Raw genomic sequence first — 15444 nt, forward strand, 5'->3', positions numbered from 1 at the left:
CCGGTGCTAGGTCTAGCACCACCGCTAGCACCCCATCCACTGTCTGATCAGTGATCTCGCACCTAGCACCCCACCTGCGGAAACCCCCGGAAACCCGCCTGGAAGGCACCCCATGGCCCTGTTCCTCGTTGCTAGCGCCTGCCTGACCATCGTCACCCTGTGTTACGCGGCTCTGTGTGCGACCTCCCCCTTCGGGGACTGCCGCCGCTGCCGCGGCATGGGCCACGCCATCAAGACCGACCGCCGCGGCAAGGCCAAGCGCGGCAAGGACTGCCGCCACTGCCAGGCCACCGGCAAGCGCATACGCGCTGGCCGCCACCTGCTCAACCTCTGGATGGCCACCTACCGCGACGGCACCAACTGACCCAGCACCAGCCACCGCACCACGACATCGGAAGGGAGACCACCGCCGTGGTCATCTCCGTCTCGCTCGTCTTCCTGTTCGGCCTGGTCCTGTTCTTCCTCCTGCGCTCCAACCACAACTACGGCACCGCGTTCGCCGCGGTCATGTTCGGGTTCTTCCTCGCCTCCACCGGCGCGGCCGGCCCCATCAACCAACTCGCCACGGCCGTCGTCCAGGCCGTCCACAGCATGTGAGGACCCCATGAACCCCAACCCCCACCCCATGACCGAGCAGGAAGCCGAACAGGAAGCACGGCGGCTCCTCGCCGACGCCTACCGGCCCGCCCCCGCGACGCCGACCGCCTACCGCGACGACACCCCCGTGCCCACCCACGGCGAAGCGACCCCCGTCGCCCAGCCCGGACGCCCGCCAATGACGCAGGGAGCGACCGACGCGAGCGTGCTCATGCTCACCGGCGGCGCCGCCACGTCAATGGTCGGCGGCACGGCGGCCGTGGTCATGTATGTGTCCCAGTTCGCCAATCCCGTGGTCTGCGCGGTCGTCTTCGGCGCCCCGGCCGCGCTCGTGCTCGCCCTCGGGCGGCTCGCCAAGCGCGCGCGGCCCGCGCCGGACGTCCACCACCACTACGACGGGCCCGTCTACCAGGACCAGCGCAACGTGCACAGCACCACCCGGGGCGTGTGGGCCAAGACCACCAACCGCCCGTAGACCCGCCCGGACCGGCCGCCCGATCTCGCCAAAGACACGCGGCCGGTCCGGCACCCAGCACTCACGAGAGAACTGGAGACACCAGCATGACCCAACCTGTCCTGTTCCAGCGAGCCCGCCCCTTGCGGGTCCTGGACGCGTTCTCCTGCATCGGCGGCGCCGCCCGCGGCTACCAGTACGCCGGCTGCCATGTCACCGGTGTCGACCTGCGTCCCATGCCGGACTACGCCGGGGACGACTTCCACCAGGGCGACGCCATCGCCTACATCCACGACCATGGCCACGAATTCGACTTCATCCACGCCTCACCCCCGTGCCAGGGCGAGGGCAGTCCGGCGAAGGGCACGAACGCCCGCCGTGGCAACCCCCACCCCCGCCTCATCGAACCGACCCGCACCGCGTTGGAGGCGACCGGGCGGCCGTGGGTGATGGAGAACGTGCCGGGTAGCAGCGTTCGCAAGGACATCCGCCTGTGTGGGGAGTCCTTCGGCCTCGCGGTCCTCATGCACCGCTACTTCGAACTCGGCAGGTGGACCACCCGGCAGCCCGCGCACCCCAAGCACCGTGGGTACGTTCGCGGGTGGCGTCACGGCGAGTACCGCGAGGGCCCGTACGTCGCCGCCTACGGCGCCGGCGGCGGGAAGGCCACCGTGGAGGAGATCCGGGCCGCGAAGGGCATCGGCTGGTCCACCGATCACTTCAACCTGCGCGAGGCCCTGCCGCCCGCCTACACGGAGTGGATCGCCCACGCGTACCTCGCACAGTCGAGCGCAGGGAGGGCCGCCGCATGAACGCTCTCCAGACCACCGCGCTCGATCTGGCCGCGCGCGGCATGCCCGTGCTGCCGCTGCGGGCCGGGAAGGTCCCCTTCGGCAACTGCGACACCTGCCGCGACAACGCGTGCGGCGGCCGGCCGAACATGAAGACCGCCGGGCCCTGCCGCTGCCCCCGCCCGTGCCACGGATGGGCCGCCGCGACGACCGACCCGAGCACCCTCGCCGGGCAGCCGTGGTCGGCCGTGTGGGCGAGGGCGCACGCGATCGCTTACCACCCCGGCGGGGCGGGGGTGACCGTGGTGGACCTCGACAACGCCGACGCGATCACGTGGGCCATGGCGTCCCTGCCTGCCACGCGGCGGGTGGCGACGACGCGGGGCGAGCACTGGATCTACCGGGGCACGATGCAGTCCGCGAACGCCGTACGGCCGGGCGTCGACATCAAGTCGACCATGTCCTACGCCCGGTGGCTCGGACCCGGCACGGGCACCGTGACGGCTCTCCCGGACGTCGTCCGCGCGCTGGCCGTCAAGGCGCCCCCCGTCGCCCGCCCGGCCGCCCTCGCCGTGTCCGCGCCCTTCGGGAACGGGGCGTGCCCGCACCGCACACCCGTCTACCTCGAACGCGGCGTGGCCATGGCGGAGCAGCGCATCCGCGAGGCCCGTAGCGCCATCCACGCGACCGTGTACCGGGCCTTCCTCGCCGTGCTGGCCACGCACGGCCGGTGCGGGTGCCTGACCGACTCGCACATCGAGCGGCTGTTCACCGCCGCGCAGGGCAAGGGCGAATCGCCCCGGCACTGCACCGACGCGTGGGCCAACGCCCGCACCGCACTGGGGGTGTGACCGTGCCGGACGAGGAGAAGAACCCGGCGCGCGAGGTCATCACCGACTACGCGCAAGCGCACTTCCGCTACTTCCGCACCGCCGACGGCACCGTCTACGCGCAGAAGAACGGCCACCCCGTCGCCCGCCCCATCCGCTCACAGGGCACCACGGGCAGCCACCGGCAGGAACTCATGGTCGGCCTGTACCGGGACGGCCGCGGCGTCTTCAACGGCACCGCCCTCAAGGAGGCACTGGACTTGATCGAAGCACTCGCCCTGACCGAGGACGTACAGCCCGTCCACATCCGCGTGGCCCCCGGCTTCGACGGGGCCACCTGGTTGGACCTCGGGCGCGCGGACGGACGCTCCGTGCGCATCCACCCCACCGGCTGGGACATCGCCATCCCCGACCCGCGAGAGGTCTGCTGGCGCCGCACCCAGCTCACCGGGGAACTCCCGATGCCGGCTAAGGACACGGACGGCAAGGGAATCGACGCCCTGTTGCGCCTGTGCAACTTCGCCAACGCCGAAACCGAGTGCCTAGCCATCGCGTGGTTGATCGGGTGTCTCGGGCCGTCCGTGCCCGTCCCGGCGCCGTTCCTGACCGGACCGCAGGGTGCGGGCAAGTCGACCGGCGGGCGGATGCTCGTACGGATCATCGAGGGCATGACCGGCGACCTGCGCCGTGCCCCAAAGGATGAGGAGAACCTGATCGCGGCCGTGGCCGCGGGATGGGTGACAGCGCTCGACAACCTCTCCCACATGACCCCGGACCTCTCCGACGCCATGTGCTGCATCGTCACCGGAGCGGAGAACGTCAAGCGGGCCCTGTTCACCGATGGGGACGTCTTCCGCGCCCGCTACCAGCGCCCCATGCTCCTCACCGGGATCGATGTGGGGGTCATCCGGCCGGACCTTGCGGAACGGCTGCTGCCGCTGCGGTTGGAGCGGCCCCGCGTCCGCCGCACCGAGGCGGAACTCTGGTCCGAGTATGCGGAGGTGCTGCCGGTCGTACTCGGGTCCCTGCTCGACCTCACGGTCAAGGTCCGCGCCGCCGAAGCCGAGACGCCGACCGATCTGCGCATGGCGGACTTCGCGCACCTGTGCGCGCAGCTCGACAAGGCGACCGGCTTCGGCGCTCTCGCGGCCTACCGGGCGAGCCTCGATGACCTCAACGACGATGTGATCGAGGGTGACTTGCTCGCGCAGACGGTTCTTCGGCATGCGGAGACGATCGAGCCGGGCACGGCGCAGCAGATGACGTCCACGGAGTGGCTGAACTGCCTCAGCCGCCTCTACAGCGGCGACGAGCTACGCGCCCTGCCTAAAGGGTGGCCGACGACCGGCAAAGTCCTCTCAGACCGCCTCAAGCGCCTCCAACCCACCCTCGCCGCCCGTGGCGTGCTCATCGACTCCGGCCGCACCAAAGAGGGCCGCTACCTCGAAATGACCCGACCAGCCCCCACGCCCCCAAGCGAGCAAGAGCGGGCGTTCTGACCGCTGAACCACTCGCGCGTGTGGACAAGCAAGAGGAGCACCCGGCCCCCGCGAGGCGTGCTCCTCTTGCTGTTCGGCGGAACGCCGCCCCAAAGTCGCGCCGCTCAGCGGCCCCTTCTTCACGCTGTGAGGCGCTCCGCCAGTACTAGAGGCTCCCCCTTTTTTTCCTAAGTGGGGAACGCTGCGTCACCTGCGTCACCAACCTCCGAAAAAGGGTCCTTGAGCTGCGCATACAGGGGTGACGCAGAACGTCGATGTCTGCGTCACCCCGCGTCACCTGCGTCACCGATGACGGAGAGCCTGCGTCACCGATGACGCACCATCGATCCGCTGCGTCACCCAAAACCCGCAGGTCAGAAGCCTGAATGACGCAGGTGACGCAGGTGACGCAGAAATCTGCACCTCGGACAGACACGCCCCCGGAAAGTGTCACTCTCCCCCAAGCCCGAAGCCTCGAAGGAGTCGCACCGTGGCACGCCCCCAGATGCTCAAACTCCCCGAAGTCCTCACCGAGATCGGCATGAGCCGCGCCGCCTTCTACCGCATGCGCGCCCGCGGCAAGGCACCGCGCATCATCAAGCTCCCCAACGGCCAGCTCCGCGTTCGCCGGAGCGACCTTGACACGTGGCTGACCGGCTGCGAAGAACTCGCCGCCTGACCTGACCATCCGCACAACCGAGGGGCCCGCCGCAACGGCGGGCCCCTCGCCCATGGAGAGACATGCTCACCTACGACGTTGACATCTGGTCCATCCGCAATCGCAAGGGTCGGCCAAAGCCGTTCGAGCTGCGATGGCGCGTCGGTTCCCGCGCTCATTCCCGGAGCTTCAAACTCAAGACCCAAGCGGAGGGGCGAAGTTCGCAACTCATGGGGGCGCTGCGGGCCCGGGAACAGTTCGATGAGGCCACCGGCCTGCCCGCGGCTGAACTCGCCGCGCTGAATTCTCCGACCTGGTTCGAGCACGCCAAGGCGTACGCCCTGATGAAGTGGCCCAAGGCTGCGGCCAAGCACAGAGCGAGCATCGCTGAAGCCCTGGCCACCATCACGCCCGCACTCGTCACCAGCTTTCGCGGTGCACCGGAACCCAAGGTGCAGCGTGAAGCGTTGTACGCGTGGGCATTCCGTGCGATCCGGCGCGAGGACGGAACGATGGTCTGTCGAGCGGACGACCAGGAACCCCCGGCCGAAGTGGCGGCGGCGCTGGAATGGCTCGCGCAGAACTCCATGAAAGTGACCGAGGCGGCCCGCCCGGAGAACCTCCGGACCGCACTCAACGCGCTCTCCCTAAAGTTGAACGGCGCCCCGGCCGCGGACAACACCGTCCACCGCAAGCGCATGGTGCTGAGCAATGCCCTTCGCTATGCCGTAGAGCGCGACATCGTCCAGGTCAACCCGTTGGCCCGCGTCGATTGGTCAGCCCCGGACAAGGATGACGAGATTGACTTCCGCTACGTCCCGGGTCCGAAGCAGACGGCATCCCTCATCGCCGCAGTTCGCGAGCAGGGGACGCGCGGCGAGCATCTGGCCCCGTTCTTCGGGTGCCTGTACTACGCGGCCATGCGCCCCTCGGAAATCGCGGATCTGCGCGAGGGGGATTGCCACCTGCCGGCCACCGGGTGGGGCGAACTCACCCTCGGTGGCAGCCGCCCCGAAGTCGGCGCCGGATGGACGGACGATGGCTCCTCGTACGAGCAGCGCGGACTCAAGCGCAGGGCTCGGAAAGCGACTCGCCCCGTGCCGATTCCCCCCGTACTTGTCGGTACGCTGCGGGACCACATCGCTCGATACGGAACTGCGGCTGACGGACGCATCTTCAGCGCCGTACGAGGCGGTCGCGTCTCATCCACCGAGTACTCCGGAGTCTGGGACGCGGCGCGCGAGGCGGCCCTGTCCCCAGCTGAAGCGGCGTCCCCGCTCGCGGACGTCCCCTACTCGCTGCGCCACGCAGGCGTGTCCCTGTGGATCAACGCGGGTGTCGACCCGGTCGAGGTCGCGCGTCGCGCCGGCCACAGCATCGCCGTGCTGTTCCGCTTCTACGCCAAGATCCTGCGTGGGCAGCAGGCCCGAGCCAATCAGCTCATCGACCAGCGGCTGAGCAGCGAAGACGAGGGGTGATCCTGGCCCACACATGGCCCACACGCACTGATCAAACCCGGGATTGACGCGGCCCGGGTGAGACAGAGTGAGCACGAAGGGCACGGCACCCATCGGGTGCCGTGCCCTGTGACCTGCACGTTCTCTGACCTGGCGGTGGGTGTGGGATTTGAACCCACGGTGACATTGCTGCCACGACGGTTTTCAAGAGGATCCAGCGGAACACCTCTCCGATGCTCTGAGCAGGCCGAACGAGCTGTCACCGGCTTTGTCCCCCGTAGCCGGGGGACACCTGGGGGAAGCGGCGGCGATGACGTGCACGGTGGTCGCTGGGCCCACGGCATTGATCAGGTGCGACTGACAGTGACTTCCGATCGATGCCCGGGAACCTCACTGTCGGACGTCAGCTGAGGCCCTACGGATTACCCCAGTCCACGACGCGTAGCCCGGCGCGTCTCAACTGTTCTTCTGTGATTTCGAGTCGTTGGACAGGGGTCTTGTCGTGGCGTGCGAGCCAGCGTGTTCGCCGGGCCCGTTCCCTAGGGCCTAGTGAGTTCCAGTCGTCGTAGTAGAGGCCTGCTCGGGCGGTGGATCCGGCCTCGTGGGTAGCCTGCTGCACGAAAGGGAATTCGTGGGGGCTGCACTGCAGCGTGATCAGGGCCCATGCTGTCGTGTAGTCGAGGGATGGGCCGTGCCGACGCACGAGGCAATGGGCGCGCCACTGACGTAACGGCGCGAGAAGCCAGCGCCTGGTGGACAGGTTCACGGGGTGGCGCCTCCGGTATCGGGCGAGACGGTGGACAGCCATTGGGTGGCTGTGCGCTGCAACTCGGTGCTGCCGAGGGCGCGCAGAGTCTGGGTGAGGGCGCGAAGGAACACCTCGCGCTGTTGCGGTGTACGAATGTCGGTGAGCAACTGATCGATGAATCGGGCCACTTCATCCCGGACTCCGTCGTGGGTGAAGTCGCGCGGCGGGTTGAGGTTCTTGATGGCCTTGGGTATCTCGTCTAGGTCTCCGAGCCGGTCCGGGTATTGGTCGACCCACCAGACAGTCCGTTGGTCGGCGTCGGAGAGGATTGCCTGGAGGAAGGCGATACGTCGGGCTGTGTCCTCCCGCTCAAGGTCGCCTCGTTGCTCGTGACGGAGGTGCTCGTCGGCGAGTGCCTGGTCGGTGTCTGCGACCGTCAGGTGGGCGGTACCGTGCACGACGAGCCAGGGCTCAGGGGAGAGCGGGCGCGCGATGACCGCGTTGACGGCGTCCTGCGCAGCTGCCCTCTCAAGGACGGTTCGGCGCCTAAGGGTTCGAGCGGCTTGTTCGCGCAGATGGTGGCGGGCGAGTGCGGCTGGGGCGTGATGCTGCGGGGACGGGCCATCACTAGTTGGCTTCCAGATGCCCTGGATGGAGATAGTGAAATGGACGCTGGGAACGCGACTGGGCAGGCGCTCGCCTTCGATGCGGAGCTCCCCCTCCATCATTGATTCCGTCGGGTCCGCCGCCGCGTCAAGCGGGGGCGGAGGCGGACCCTGGTCCCTATGGCGCCGGACGAAACGGCTCATGCCGCAGGGTTGTCCAGCCCCAGGTCACTCACAGTGGCTTCTTCATGATCGTCCGGTGGTCCGGCTCCGGGGACAGGTGGCAGAAGCCGGGCGAACACCTTCAATCGCCGATCGCGTCCCTCTTGCGTCGTGGCGCTCTGGCCCACCAGAAGGGCTGCCGTACGGGCATCACCGAGGTTGCCGGTCAGCACGGCAACGGCGATGTCAACGCCGTGGGCTTCGGGAACCGTGGGAGCGTCCAGCCACGCGGCTAGGGATGTTCCGGCCTGGTCAGCAGTGGGCTCATGGCGCCAAGCCGCACGCCATCCCCGGATGAAGAGCTGGTCCTCAAGACCGGACTCGCCCTCAGCCGTCAGCTCGCCCGCCAGCTCTACGGCAAGCGGAGCGTCGCTCGTCAGCTCGATCAGCGCCAGAAAGGCACGGGTACCTGCCTGCCTGATCACTGGATCCGGGGCCTCGGCCCAGTCGATGATCTCGCCCAGTACAAGGGGACGGAGGCCCGGTTCTCCAGCCAAGGTGCGCACGGCCTGGGCGACGGCCTGGGAACCCCGCTGATCGGCGCGGCCAGCAAGGAGACGCAGACGAGTCAGAGCCACGCGCGGGTAGGCGTGTCCGAGCTGGCCGGCGCAGACCTCGGCGACCGTTTGGGCGAGGGCTTCACTGAGGTTCTTCTGATTCGCCGCGTCGTAGAGATACTTGCGCACAGCCACGCCGACACCCGGATGCGTCGCGGTGCTCTCTAGCACCCCCGCAGCGAGGCGGCGATGCGAGTCGCTGTCCGAGGCGATCCACTGGGTGACAATCCGAAGGACTGCCTGGCCCCCCGGGCCCGTGGCCAAGTGGGTGAGCGCGGTCGCGACCCGCGCTCGGTACTTGACTGCGATGCCTTTGGGCGCGGTGATCTGTGAGGCCCAGCGCAAGAGTTCGTCCCGCAGATGCGGACGTTGGACCCAGACGTGAGAGAGCACCGCATTGTCCAGGCCGTGACGTGCGTTGAGTGACAGGCCGTCGTTCTCGGTCCGTGCAGCTTCGATGATGTCGAGACGCGTCTCCAGATCCGGGCCAGCCAGTGCACCACCAGCCGGCAGCTCTCCCTTTACTCGTATAAAGAGCTGGTCGGCGGCAGCCATGACGATATCGGCAGGGACTCCGTCGAGCAGGGCGGTCGCGATGAGCAGTGCGCGATCACGCAGGTGCTGGACTTCGTCGTGGTCCCTGAACCACTCCAGGAGGTGATCACGCCATCCTTCGAACTCCTCCTTTACCTCGCTCCCACCGTCATCGTCCGCGTCGGTGATGATCTCGGCGAGCCAGACTGCGTCGTCAGGTGACGCGTTGGGGCTCAGTAGCTCCGCCAGATCGGTGCCCTCGTTTAGCCAGTTGAGCCGCTCGGAGTTGAGTTCCTTCAGGTGGGAGCGAGCCACATCCAGGGCTTGAGGGGCCAAGTACTCGATCCGCGGGATGGAGACACGTGTCCCGGGACGCCATGTGGCAGGGGTAGCCAGGATCACGAGGTAGGCCTCGGCAGCGAGTGCTTCCTTCTGGTACCCGCTCAGGCCCTGGTAGAAGTCCTCGGGCAAGCTACTGTAACTGGACAAATCGAGCAAGAAGCCGTGCTGGGGCGTAGCTGGGAGTTGCTCCGTACGAGGGCGATCCCAGTCCAGGACGAGGCTGTGGATGTTCTGTGGGTCCACACCGACGTCTCGCAGCACGCGCAGGGCCGTGGTCCGGCGCCCTGTGTCGGGAGGGCCGGTAATCACGATGACGGCGTGCTGGCCGATCGGCCGCTTCAGCAGTCGGGCCGCCCGCTCGACCTGCCGTTCGCCGGTGACAACTCTCGCCTCCGCGTGGACGTAGGCATGCTCTAGCAGGCGAGCCTCGTCCTCGCCGATGCTGACAGACCCGAGGTACTCCCAGCCGCGCACATAGTTGTGGTGGTGCTCCTCGTAATCCCCAGCCACCTGGTTGACCACAGCGTTATCGGAGGCCTCGGCCTCCTGTCGGACCCGTTCCTCAGCGTTCTCGGCCGGGGCGCTCATGACCGATCCCGCTTGACGATAGTCTGGTCACGGCCGACCTGAATGATCCGGGACTTGCCCTTGGCCTCGGCCCGCTGATGAACCACCAACACCTGGTGTTCGATCTGCGAGTGCTCGGCACGCCACTGCCGCACGAACTCCAGCAGCTCGCGCCCTGCATCGGAATCCTCGTCCACCATGTCCTGGAACCGCACTGCCCAGGCGGTCGACAAATCCCTTGCTCGCCCCACGGCCTGGTCGTCGTCCGGTGCAGCCATGAGGGCCGCGCGGTCCCGCTCAAGCCTGGCGAGTTGCCGGCTCTCCGCTTCCTCGCCTCTGCGCTCGAACCAGTGGGCTAGCCAGTCTCTGAAGCCTCGCCATCCATCCCCAGCCATAGCCACGACTAGCGCCGATGCGGCAGCTGACCCTGCTGTTGCTAGTTCCCCGGATACGTCCAAGATCGACCTCTTCTCTGCGTCTTTGCGGTGACGAGACCCATCCGTTCCCCGTGCTTCAGCAGGCTCACGAGTACGGAGCGAAACATGGCGTGTTCATACCGTTACGAGACCTGAAAGCGCTCGCTTCGGCAGATCCGACACAAGATCGTGAAGAGGACACGGCAAGCACGAAGTCCCGTTCTGGCCAGCAGGGAAGCAGGGTCCCTGAGGAACTCCACAGCGGGTTAAAGGACTGATCTGGGAGGTGGCCAAAGACTTGGACGCAGGCGGACGGGAGGGAGCGAACGGCACCGACGAGACTGTGGAGGCCACAGGGTCGTCGTAACCCTCGCGAACGAGGGAGCTCTCCGACGTATGGCTCGGTGAGAGCGATGGTGGAGGATCCGAGATCCGAACTCGTGAGGGTTGCCCCCAACACGCTTTTCAACTCTGCATGGGCCTGTTCATCAGGGTTCGCGGCAGTGCGCGCAGCTCCCCCGTCAAGGTGCCCCTTGCTGAACGGCCGCGAACGGGGACGGACGAGACTGCCGTTGAGACTGTGAGCTCTCGCATGGAGCTGATCCGTAGCACCACAGAGATCAGTCATCGAAGGTCATAGAGGCTTCGCAGGGTGGCGCGACGACCGATGTCGGACGCGGACGGTTCCGGGGATTGCTCCGTAACTCGTTGCTGCACAGCAACATCTCCGCTGGAGGTGAGGGCGTGGAGCGCGAACAACTGGAGCGGCTGCTGTGGTGGCGACGATGCATCGTCGGCTGCCCTGTCTGCCCTCCGAGCCGACGCCTCCCGCTCACACGGCGAGCCACCTCATGAAGGGATGCGATCCGAGGCGTCAATGGCCTTCGGCCATGCCTCTTACGCCAAGTAGGACCGCCCATATCCATCGGCCCGAGCGATCAACGGTATATCCGATCCCACGCCTCATCCAGCACCCACAACGACTCGTCACAAGATCGATTATCAAACACCGGCTATAAAAGGGCACTCGAATTACCGGCCCTCTGCACAGGTTTCAGCCCAGCGTAGGGGACGGGAAACCCCAGTCCATTGCGATGACCGTTAGGGCTTCAATGACGGCAGGACGCCAAGTTCCGTTATCGATCAGCCCTTCGTCCAGAACCTCTGCAGCCCCGAACATCGGTCGACTACCATCCCCTCGATTGCCGAGTACGGAGACGTCGATCAATGTGTCTATTTCCTTGGGCTGCTCCTCGTACCGATCAGTTGACAGATGGATCTCAACATTCGGAGGCGCCATCGAAGTGGGCCCGACAACTGCGTCGAACGCCTCAGGCAGTAGAACATCAGCCACAGTGCGCACCAGGTTCATGAGCGCTGATTGTAGTCTCCCCCAGGGGAGCAAGAAGCCTCTCAAAAAGAGCACTTGGTCAACGAAAACTTCGAGGGAGTCAGCCTCAGTGATGGTCACAACTGCACGACCGAACGCGAAGCTGTGTAGGCCTGCCGCGTTGACTCGGACTTCCACCTCCCGACTGGAGGCTCGGTGGATCATCCACGGTTCCCTCACTGTGTGACCGATGCCCATCAGGTCCCTGGTTGTGTGGTCCACACCATTTCGTTGCAAAGCGTAGACCAATTCATCCGGCATGCCTGTAGGCAAACGATGTCGGCGTCGCCCCGGAGGGAGGGGAACGCTGGTGATTACTCGGAGCTGCAAATCGGGGCATTCAAGTTCAGAGCCCGGGGGAACAGCGGGTCTGTAAGATCCGGGTGAGCGGGTGGCCTGCCTACGCATGAGCCCCCGGCTCTGGTCGATGTTGGCTTGCGCCAGCAGGGCAGCCATCATCTGACGGTTCGCTTTCACGTTGCGGCCGTCGAGACGCACCCAGATACTTCCGTCCGTCACGAGCGGGGCCGGCACCAGGTCTCGATCGATACGGACGATAAGCACCATCTTCTCGCCGTCGCGCAGCGGAACTTCGATCACCTCCGGCGTCCACGGCGGGTCATAGCCAGTAGCCATCTGGTTGACGAGCTTCTCCTTCTCCTTCCGGCTGACGCCGACGACGCTCGTTGGGACGCCACGGGTCCCTGAGTCTTCAGCTACCCCGATGAGGACGATGCCGCCGTAGGTGTTGGCCAGCGCTGCGACAGCGTCGACGGGTTTCTCCCCGCCGCGCTTGTACTCGATTGTCAGGTTCTCAGGGATGCCCAGCGCGACGAAGTCCTCGACCATATCTAGGGTGACGCTGCTGCTGGGAGTCGTTAGCAATGGGTGTGCGTGCACGGTGACAGCCTTCACCGTCATCGGGCCCACCGCCAGCAAGTTCGGATCATCACACTTGCGATGCGGACCGCGTCCATCACCGTTTGGAACATGGTGGAGTCGATGACGTTGCCCGGCATGAGGACCAGGGCAAGCAGCAGATCGCGGCCGTCGACGGCCAGGTGGACCTTGGTCGTCAGCAGGGCCCCCTTCGCAACCGCCACAGCACCCCGTTGACCACCTACCGCCGCAGCGGTTCGGCGACCCCTCATTGCGATGTAGCAGCCCACTCAGGAGCCGAAGGTTCCGCAGCCGTGCAAGCCTCGGCAATAGTTTGGCCGTGGAGTTGAGACACGGCCCTGGTCGCTGGCGGTCATTCGTTGCCTGCTTCGGCGTCTCGCCGGGCTGCTGGCAGCAACAGGTCCCGTTCCGGGTGCTGTTCGCCCGTCACGCGTCCCTGCACCCCTAGGTCCTCGCGAGCATTCTCGTGGAAGGCGTTGATGGCGCGGAAGGCGAGCCGGTTGTGCTCTCTCCACTCCTCCAAGGTCCCGGCCACCTTGCCGTTGGCCTGCCAGTCGACGGCTCGCACCGCGGCGTGCAGGTCGTGCGCGGCCTCGATGACGTCGTCACCACCCAGCAGCATGATCTGCTCGAAGGACCGGCCCTGGTACCGCTCGGCCTCTGCCAGGTCGGCGACCATCTCGGCCTCGGGGATGTCGCTGCGCCGCAGGCCCTCACGGTGCTCGTAGAGCCGCACGGCCAGGAAGATGCCCGTACGCACCCGGTCGACGTACTGCGAGTAGGCGTCGAGCTTCCGGTCGTCCCAACGGGTCAGCAGCTCGTACTTGACCTTGCTGCGCTCCGTCAGGTGGTTGGTCAGGTGCGTGGTGAGCGCGCCGAGCAGTACGGCCGCCACCGTCACGATCTGCTCGCCAGTTCCCAACCCATCCCCCAGAGACGCGAGTCATCTACATCTCTAGAGGATTTTAGGAGTGCAACGCGTCGGCGTGTACCAGGCATTGGGGTATTCGTCAGCTGCGGCCGCAGTTCCGGCTGAGCCGGCGTTCGTGGGAGTCGCGAGAGGTCGGCTCTCAGTCTTCCTTCGGCTGAGCGACCACGAAGACGCCCATCCCGATGACCGTCTCGACCAGGCCCTCGTCCTTCAGCACCTGGACGGCCTTGCGGAGGGTGTCCCGCGCGACGCCGTAGTCCTGTTCCAGCTCGACCAGCGAGGGAATCCGTCGACCGACCGGGATCGAGCCGTCGGAGATGCGGCGCCGAAGGATGTCGGCAATCTGCCGATATGGCGGAGTCGGCCCCTCGCGATCGATCGTCATGACCCGAAGCTAGGCAGGGCTATACGGCTTGCCATAGCTAGCCACATGGGTAGTAGGGGGTAGTACAGTCTATACGGGTGAATGAAGCACCCCCGCGGCCGATAAGCCGGCCCGGGGGTATGGACGACGCTTTGAAGGAGCGACGACATGCCCGACTCTATCGAGGACGTGCCGCCTCGGGGTGGTCCCCCAGTTGCTGCGTTCTCCGACGACCGAAGAGACCGCGTTCACGAGCCGTCCGGAGCCATGGGGGACAGCCACGGTGAACCGCTGAGTACGGCTGCTCCTGTCGGCAATGCCTCCGCGCGGTCACCACGACGCGCCGGCAGGGGAGGTGCCCTCTGATGACCGCCCGCGCCCGTTGGTCAATGAGCCGCACGGAGCCGACGAGGTACCGCTCGCTCGCCTGTCGTATCGGGACGCACGCCGATTGCCGGGAGGCCCAGCCGGCCCGGCCGCCCGTTGGCTTGCGGATCACCTACGAGGCGTGCGTCTGCCCGTGTCACAGCCAGCGAAGTGAGACCCACGAAGGGGCGACGCATGGCTAACCGCTATCAGTCGATCGCTGACGACCTCCGTCGCCTCATCGAAACCGGCAAGTGGTTGCCGGGTCACCGGCTCCCCTCGGAACTCGACCTCGCCACTCGCTACAGCGTCAGCACGCCAACCCTGCGCAACGCCCTCGAAGTCCTCCAGGTCGAGGGCTTGGTGGAGAAACGCCATGGCAGCGGCAACTTCGTCCGTCAGCCTCAGGACCGGGTCAGGTACGCGATCGGTGAATGCGGTGTCGAGCGACAGGCATCGAGCGGGGAGGGCACCGAGGTCAGTTCCGAGCGTTCCGTAGTGGCGGCCGACAGTCGGACGGCATCGGTTCTGGAAGTGCCCACCGGGAGTGCGCTGACCGAGTACGTGTTCACCAGTCGTCGCCTCGGATCGCTGCGAAGCTTGGCTCGCGTCTACGTGCCGCATTCCGTAGCGGTACTCGGAGAAGCCGGCGCTTCCGGCTCCCCCTGGGGCGGCGCCGTTCGGGACATGCTGGCCGCGGCCGGCGTCCAGGTGATGGCGACGGTCGAAAGGGTGGTTTCCCGTTTCGCGACATCGAACGAGGCGCAGCTACTGCACATCGCGACCCGCACACCGGTCCTCGCGGTAGAGCGTCTGTCGACGGATGCCAACGGGCAAGTCGTGGAACTGGCGTTGCTCGTTCTCCCGGGCGACCGCGCCGAGGTCCTTCTCACTACACGCTGCGCCCATGAGGGAGAGGTGGCCGCCAGGTGATCGGCGACAACGGAGACGTCCTCTCGTCTGCACCGCGGCCAGTCACCGCGCTGCGTCTCCTCCCGTGGACCTCTCCCGACGGCAAGCCCTGCTATCTCAGCACCGATGAGGGAGGAAGCCTGATGTCCCGGCTGGCCGACGGCGCGGAGCAGGATCAGCTCAGCGAAGGATCGGAGGTGCTTGCGGAGGCACTGACGCTCCTTGCCGGCAGTGACCCGGACGTCTTGGGGCTACGCCGCGCTCTGCGACGCACTGCCGAGTCCCTGGGCGATGTGCTGCGGGTGGCGGAGAGCCGGGGAGCTCG

General features: G+C 66.7%; 16 protein-coding genes. 9 read left to right on the plus strand and 7 right to left on the minus strand.

What is annotated here, in order from left to right; translation table 11 throughout:
* Positions 1–112 precede the first annotated feature (112 nt).
* The 8 genes from OG310_RS17210 to OG310_RS17245 all read left to right on the plus strand — a co-directional run bounded on the left by OG310_RS17210 (position 113) and on the right by OG310_RS17245 (position 6286).
* Positions 113–364: a hypothetical protein gene (locus OG310_RS17210; RefSeq protein WP_329456758.1), complete on the plus strand. Its 252-nt coding sequence runs from the start codon at positions 113–115 to the stop codon at positions 362–364.
* A 47-nt stretch (positions 365–411) separates the two neighbouring features.
* A complete protein-coding gene (locus OG310_RS17215) occupies positions 412–597 on the plus strand; it encodes a hypothetical protein (protein ID WP_329456759.1) in 186 nt (61 codons plus the stop codon).
* Positions 598–604: 7 nt separating this feature from the next.
* Positions 605–1072: a hypothetical protein gene (locus OG310_RS17220; protein WP_329456760.1), complete on the plus strand. Its 468-nt coding sequence runs from the start codon at positions 605–607 to the stop codon at positions 1070–1072.
* Positions 1073–1158: 86 nt separating this feature from the next.
* The gene (locus OG310_RS17225; protein WP_329456761.1) at positions 1159–1863 is read left to right on the plus strand and encodes a class I SAM-dependent methyltransferase; all 705 of its coding nucleotides are present in this window, start codon (positions 1159–1161) and stop codon (positions 1861–1863) included.
* A complete protein-coding gene (locus OG310_RS17230) occupies positions 1860–2693 on the plus strand; it encodes a bifunctional DNA primase/polymerase (RefSeq protein WP_329456762.1) in 834 nt (277 codons plus the stop codon). Before OG310_RS17225 ends, OG310_RS17230 begins: the two co-directional genes overlap by 4 nt.
* Positions 2694–2695: 2 nt before the next feature.
* Positions 2696–4171, plus strand: coding sequence for an ATP-binding protein (locus OG310_RS17235; RefSeq protein WP_329460222.1), 1476 nt, complete (start codon positions 2696–2698; stop codon positions 4169–4171).
* Positions 4172–4640: 469 nt separating this feature from the next.
* Positions 4641–4829, plus strand: coding sequence for a helix-turn-helix transcriptional regulator (locus tag OG310_RS17240; protein ID WP_329456763.1), 189 nt, complete (start codon positions 4641–4643; stop codon positions 4827–4829).
* Positions 4830–4891: 62 nt separating this feature from the next.
* Positions 4892–6286 carry a tyrosine-type recombinase/integrase gene (locus OG310_RS17245; RefSeq protein WP_329456764.1) on the plus strand — a complete coding sequence of 465 codons (1395 nt, stop codon included), beginning with the start codon at positions 4892–4894 and terminating at the stop codon, positions 6284–6286.
* 741 nt (positions 6287–7027) lie between these two features.
* On the opposite strand, the gene OG310_RS17250 is transcribed toward OG310_RS17245, so the two are convergent.
* The 7 genes from OG310_RS17250 to OG310_RS17280 all read right to left on the minus strand — a co-directional run bounded on the left by OG310_RS17250 (position 7028) and on the right by OG310_RS17280 (position 13862).
* The gene (locus OG310_RS17250) at positions 7028–7741 is read right to left on the minus strand and encodes a hypothetical protein (RefSeq protein WP_329456765.1); all 714 of its coding nucleotides are present in this window, start codon (positions 7739–7741) and stop codon (positions 7028–7030) included.
* 77 nt (positions 7742–7818) lie between these two features.
* Positions 7819–9861, minus strand: a complete 2043-nt coding sequence (locus OG310_RS17255; RefSeq protein ID WP_329456766.1) for a hypothetical protein — start codon at positions 9859–9861, stop codon at positions 7819–7821.
* Complete coding sequence (locus tag OG310_RS17260; RefSeq protein WP_329456767.1) at positions 9858–10118, minus strand: hypothetical protein; 261 nt, start codon at positions 10116–10118, stop codon at positions 9858–9860. The genes OG310_RS17255 and OG310_RS17260 overlap by 4 nt, the downstream gene beginning before the upstream one ends.
* 1192 nt (positions 10119–11310) lie before the next feature.
* A complete protein-coding gene (locus tag OG310_RS17265; protein ID WP_329456768.1) occupies positions 11311–12495 on the minus strand; it encodes an ATP-binding protein in 1185 nt (394 codons plus the stop codon).
* Between the two features lie 68 nt (positions 12496–12563).
* A complete protein-coding gene (locus OG310_RS17270) occupies positions 12564–12749 on the minus strand; it encodes a hypothetical protein (protein WP_443078663.1) in 186 nt (61 codons plus the stop codon).
* 149 nt (positions 12750–12898) lie between these two features.
* The gene (locus OG310_RS17275) at positions 12899–13468 is read right to left on the minus strand and encodes a hypothetical protein (RefSeq protein ID WP_329456769.1); all 570 of its coding nucleotides are present in this window, start codon (positions 13466–13468) and stop codon (positions 12899–12901) included.
* Between the two features lie 148 nt (positions 13469–13616).
* Positions 13617–13862: a GntR family transcriptional regulator gene (locus OG310_RS17280; protein WP_329456770.1), complete on the minus strand. Its 246-nt coding sequence runs from the start codon at positions 13860–13862 to the stop codon at positions 13617–13619.
* Between the two features lie 540 nt (positions 13863–14402).
* Between OG310_RS17280 and OG310_RS17285 the strand changes: the two genes are divergently transcribed.
* Positions 14403–15140, plus strand: a complete 738-nt coding sequence (locus tag OG310_RS17285) for a GntR family transcriptional regulator (RefSeq protein WP_329456771.1) — start codon at positions 14403–14405, stop codon at positions 15138–15140.
* Positions 15141–15444: the final 304 nt, after the last annotated feature.

Source organism: Streptomyces sp. NBC_01497 (assembly GCF_036250695.1).
Taxonomy (GTDB): Bacteria; Actinomycetota; Actinomycetes; order Streptomycetales; family Streptomycetaceae; genus Streptomyces.

Excerpts from the sequence above, each read along its gene's own strand:
- OG310_RS17280 (WP_329456770.1), bottom strand. The coding sequence starts at position 13,862 with ATGACGATCGATCGCGAGGGGCCGACTCCGCCATATCGGCAGATTGCC.
- OG310_RS17285 (WP_329456771.1), top strand. The coding sequence starts at position 14,403 with ATGGCTAACCGCTATCAGTCGATCGCTGACGACCTCCGTCGCCTCATC.
- OG310_RS17265 (WP_329456768.1), bottom strand. The coding sequence starts at position 12,495 with ATGGTCGAGGACTTCGTCGCGCTGGGCATCCCTGAGAACCTGACAATC.
- OG310_RS17225 (WP_329456761.1), top strand. The coding sequence starts at position 1,159 with ATGACCCAACCTGTCCTGTTCCAGCGAGCCCGCCCCTTGCGGGTCCTG.
- OG310_RS17220 (WP_329456760.1), top strand. The coding sequence starts at position 605 with ATGAACCCCAACCCCCACCCCATGACCGAGCAGGAAGCCGAACAGGAA.
- OG310_RS17230 (WP_329456762.1), top strand. The coding sequence starts at position 1,860 with ATGAACGCTCTCCAGACCACCGCGCTCGATCTGGCCGCGCGCGGCATG.
- OG310_RS17260 (WP_329456767.1), bottom strand. The coding sequence starts at position 10,118 with ATGGCTGCACCGGACGACGACCAGGCCGTGGGGCGAGCAAGGGATTTG.
- OG310_RS17250 (WP_329456765.1), bottom strand. The coding sequence starts at position 7,741 with ATGATGGAGGGGGAGCTCCGCATCGAAGGCGAGCGCCTGCCCAGTCGC.
- OG310_RS17245 (WP_329456764.1), top strand. The coding sequence starts at position 4,892 with ATGCTCACCTACGACGTTGACATCTGGTCCATCCGCAATCGCAAGGGT.
- OG310_RS17210 (WP_329456758.1), top strand. The coding sequence starts at position 113 with ATGGCCCTGTTCCTCGTTGCTAGCGCCTGCCTGACCATCGTCACCCTG.
- OG310_RS17255 (WP_329456766.1), bottom strand. The coding sequence starts at position 9,861 with ATGAGCGCCCCGGCCGAGAACGCTGAGGAACGGGTCCGACAGGAGGCC.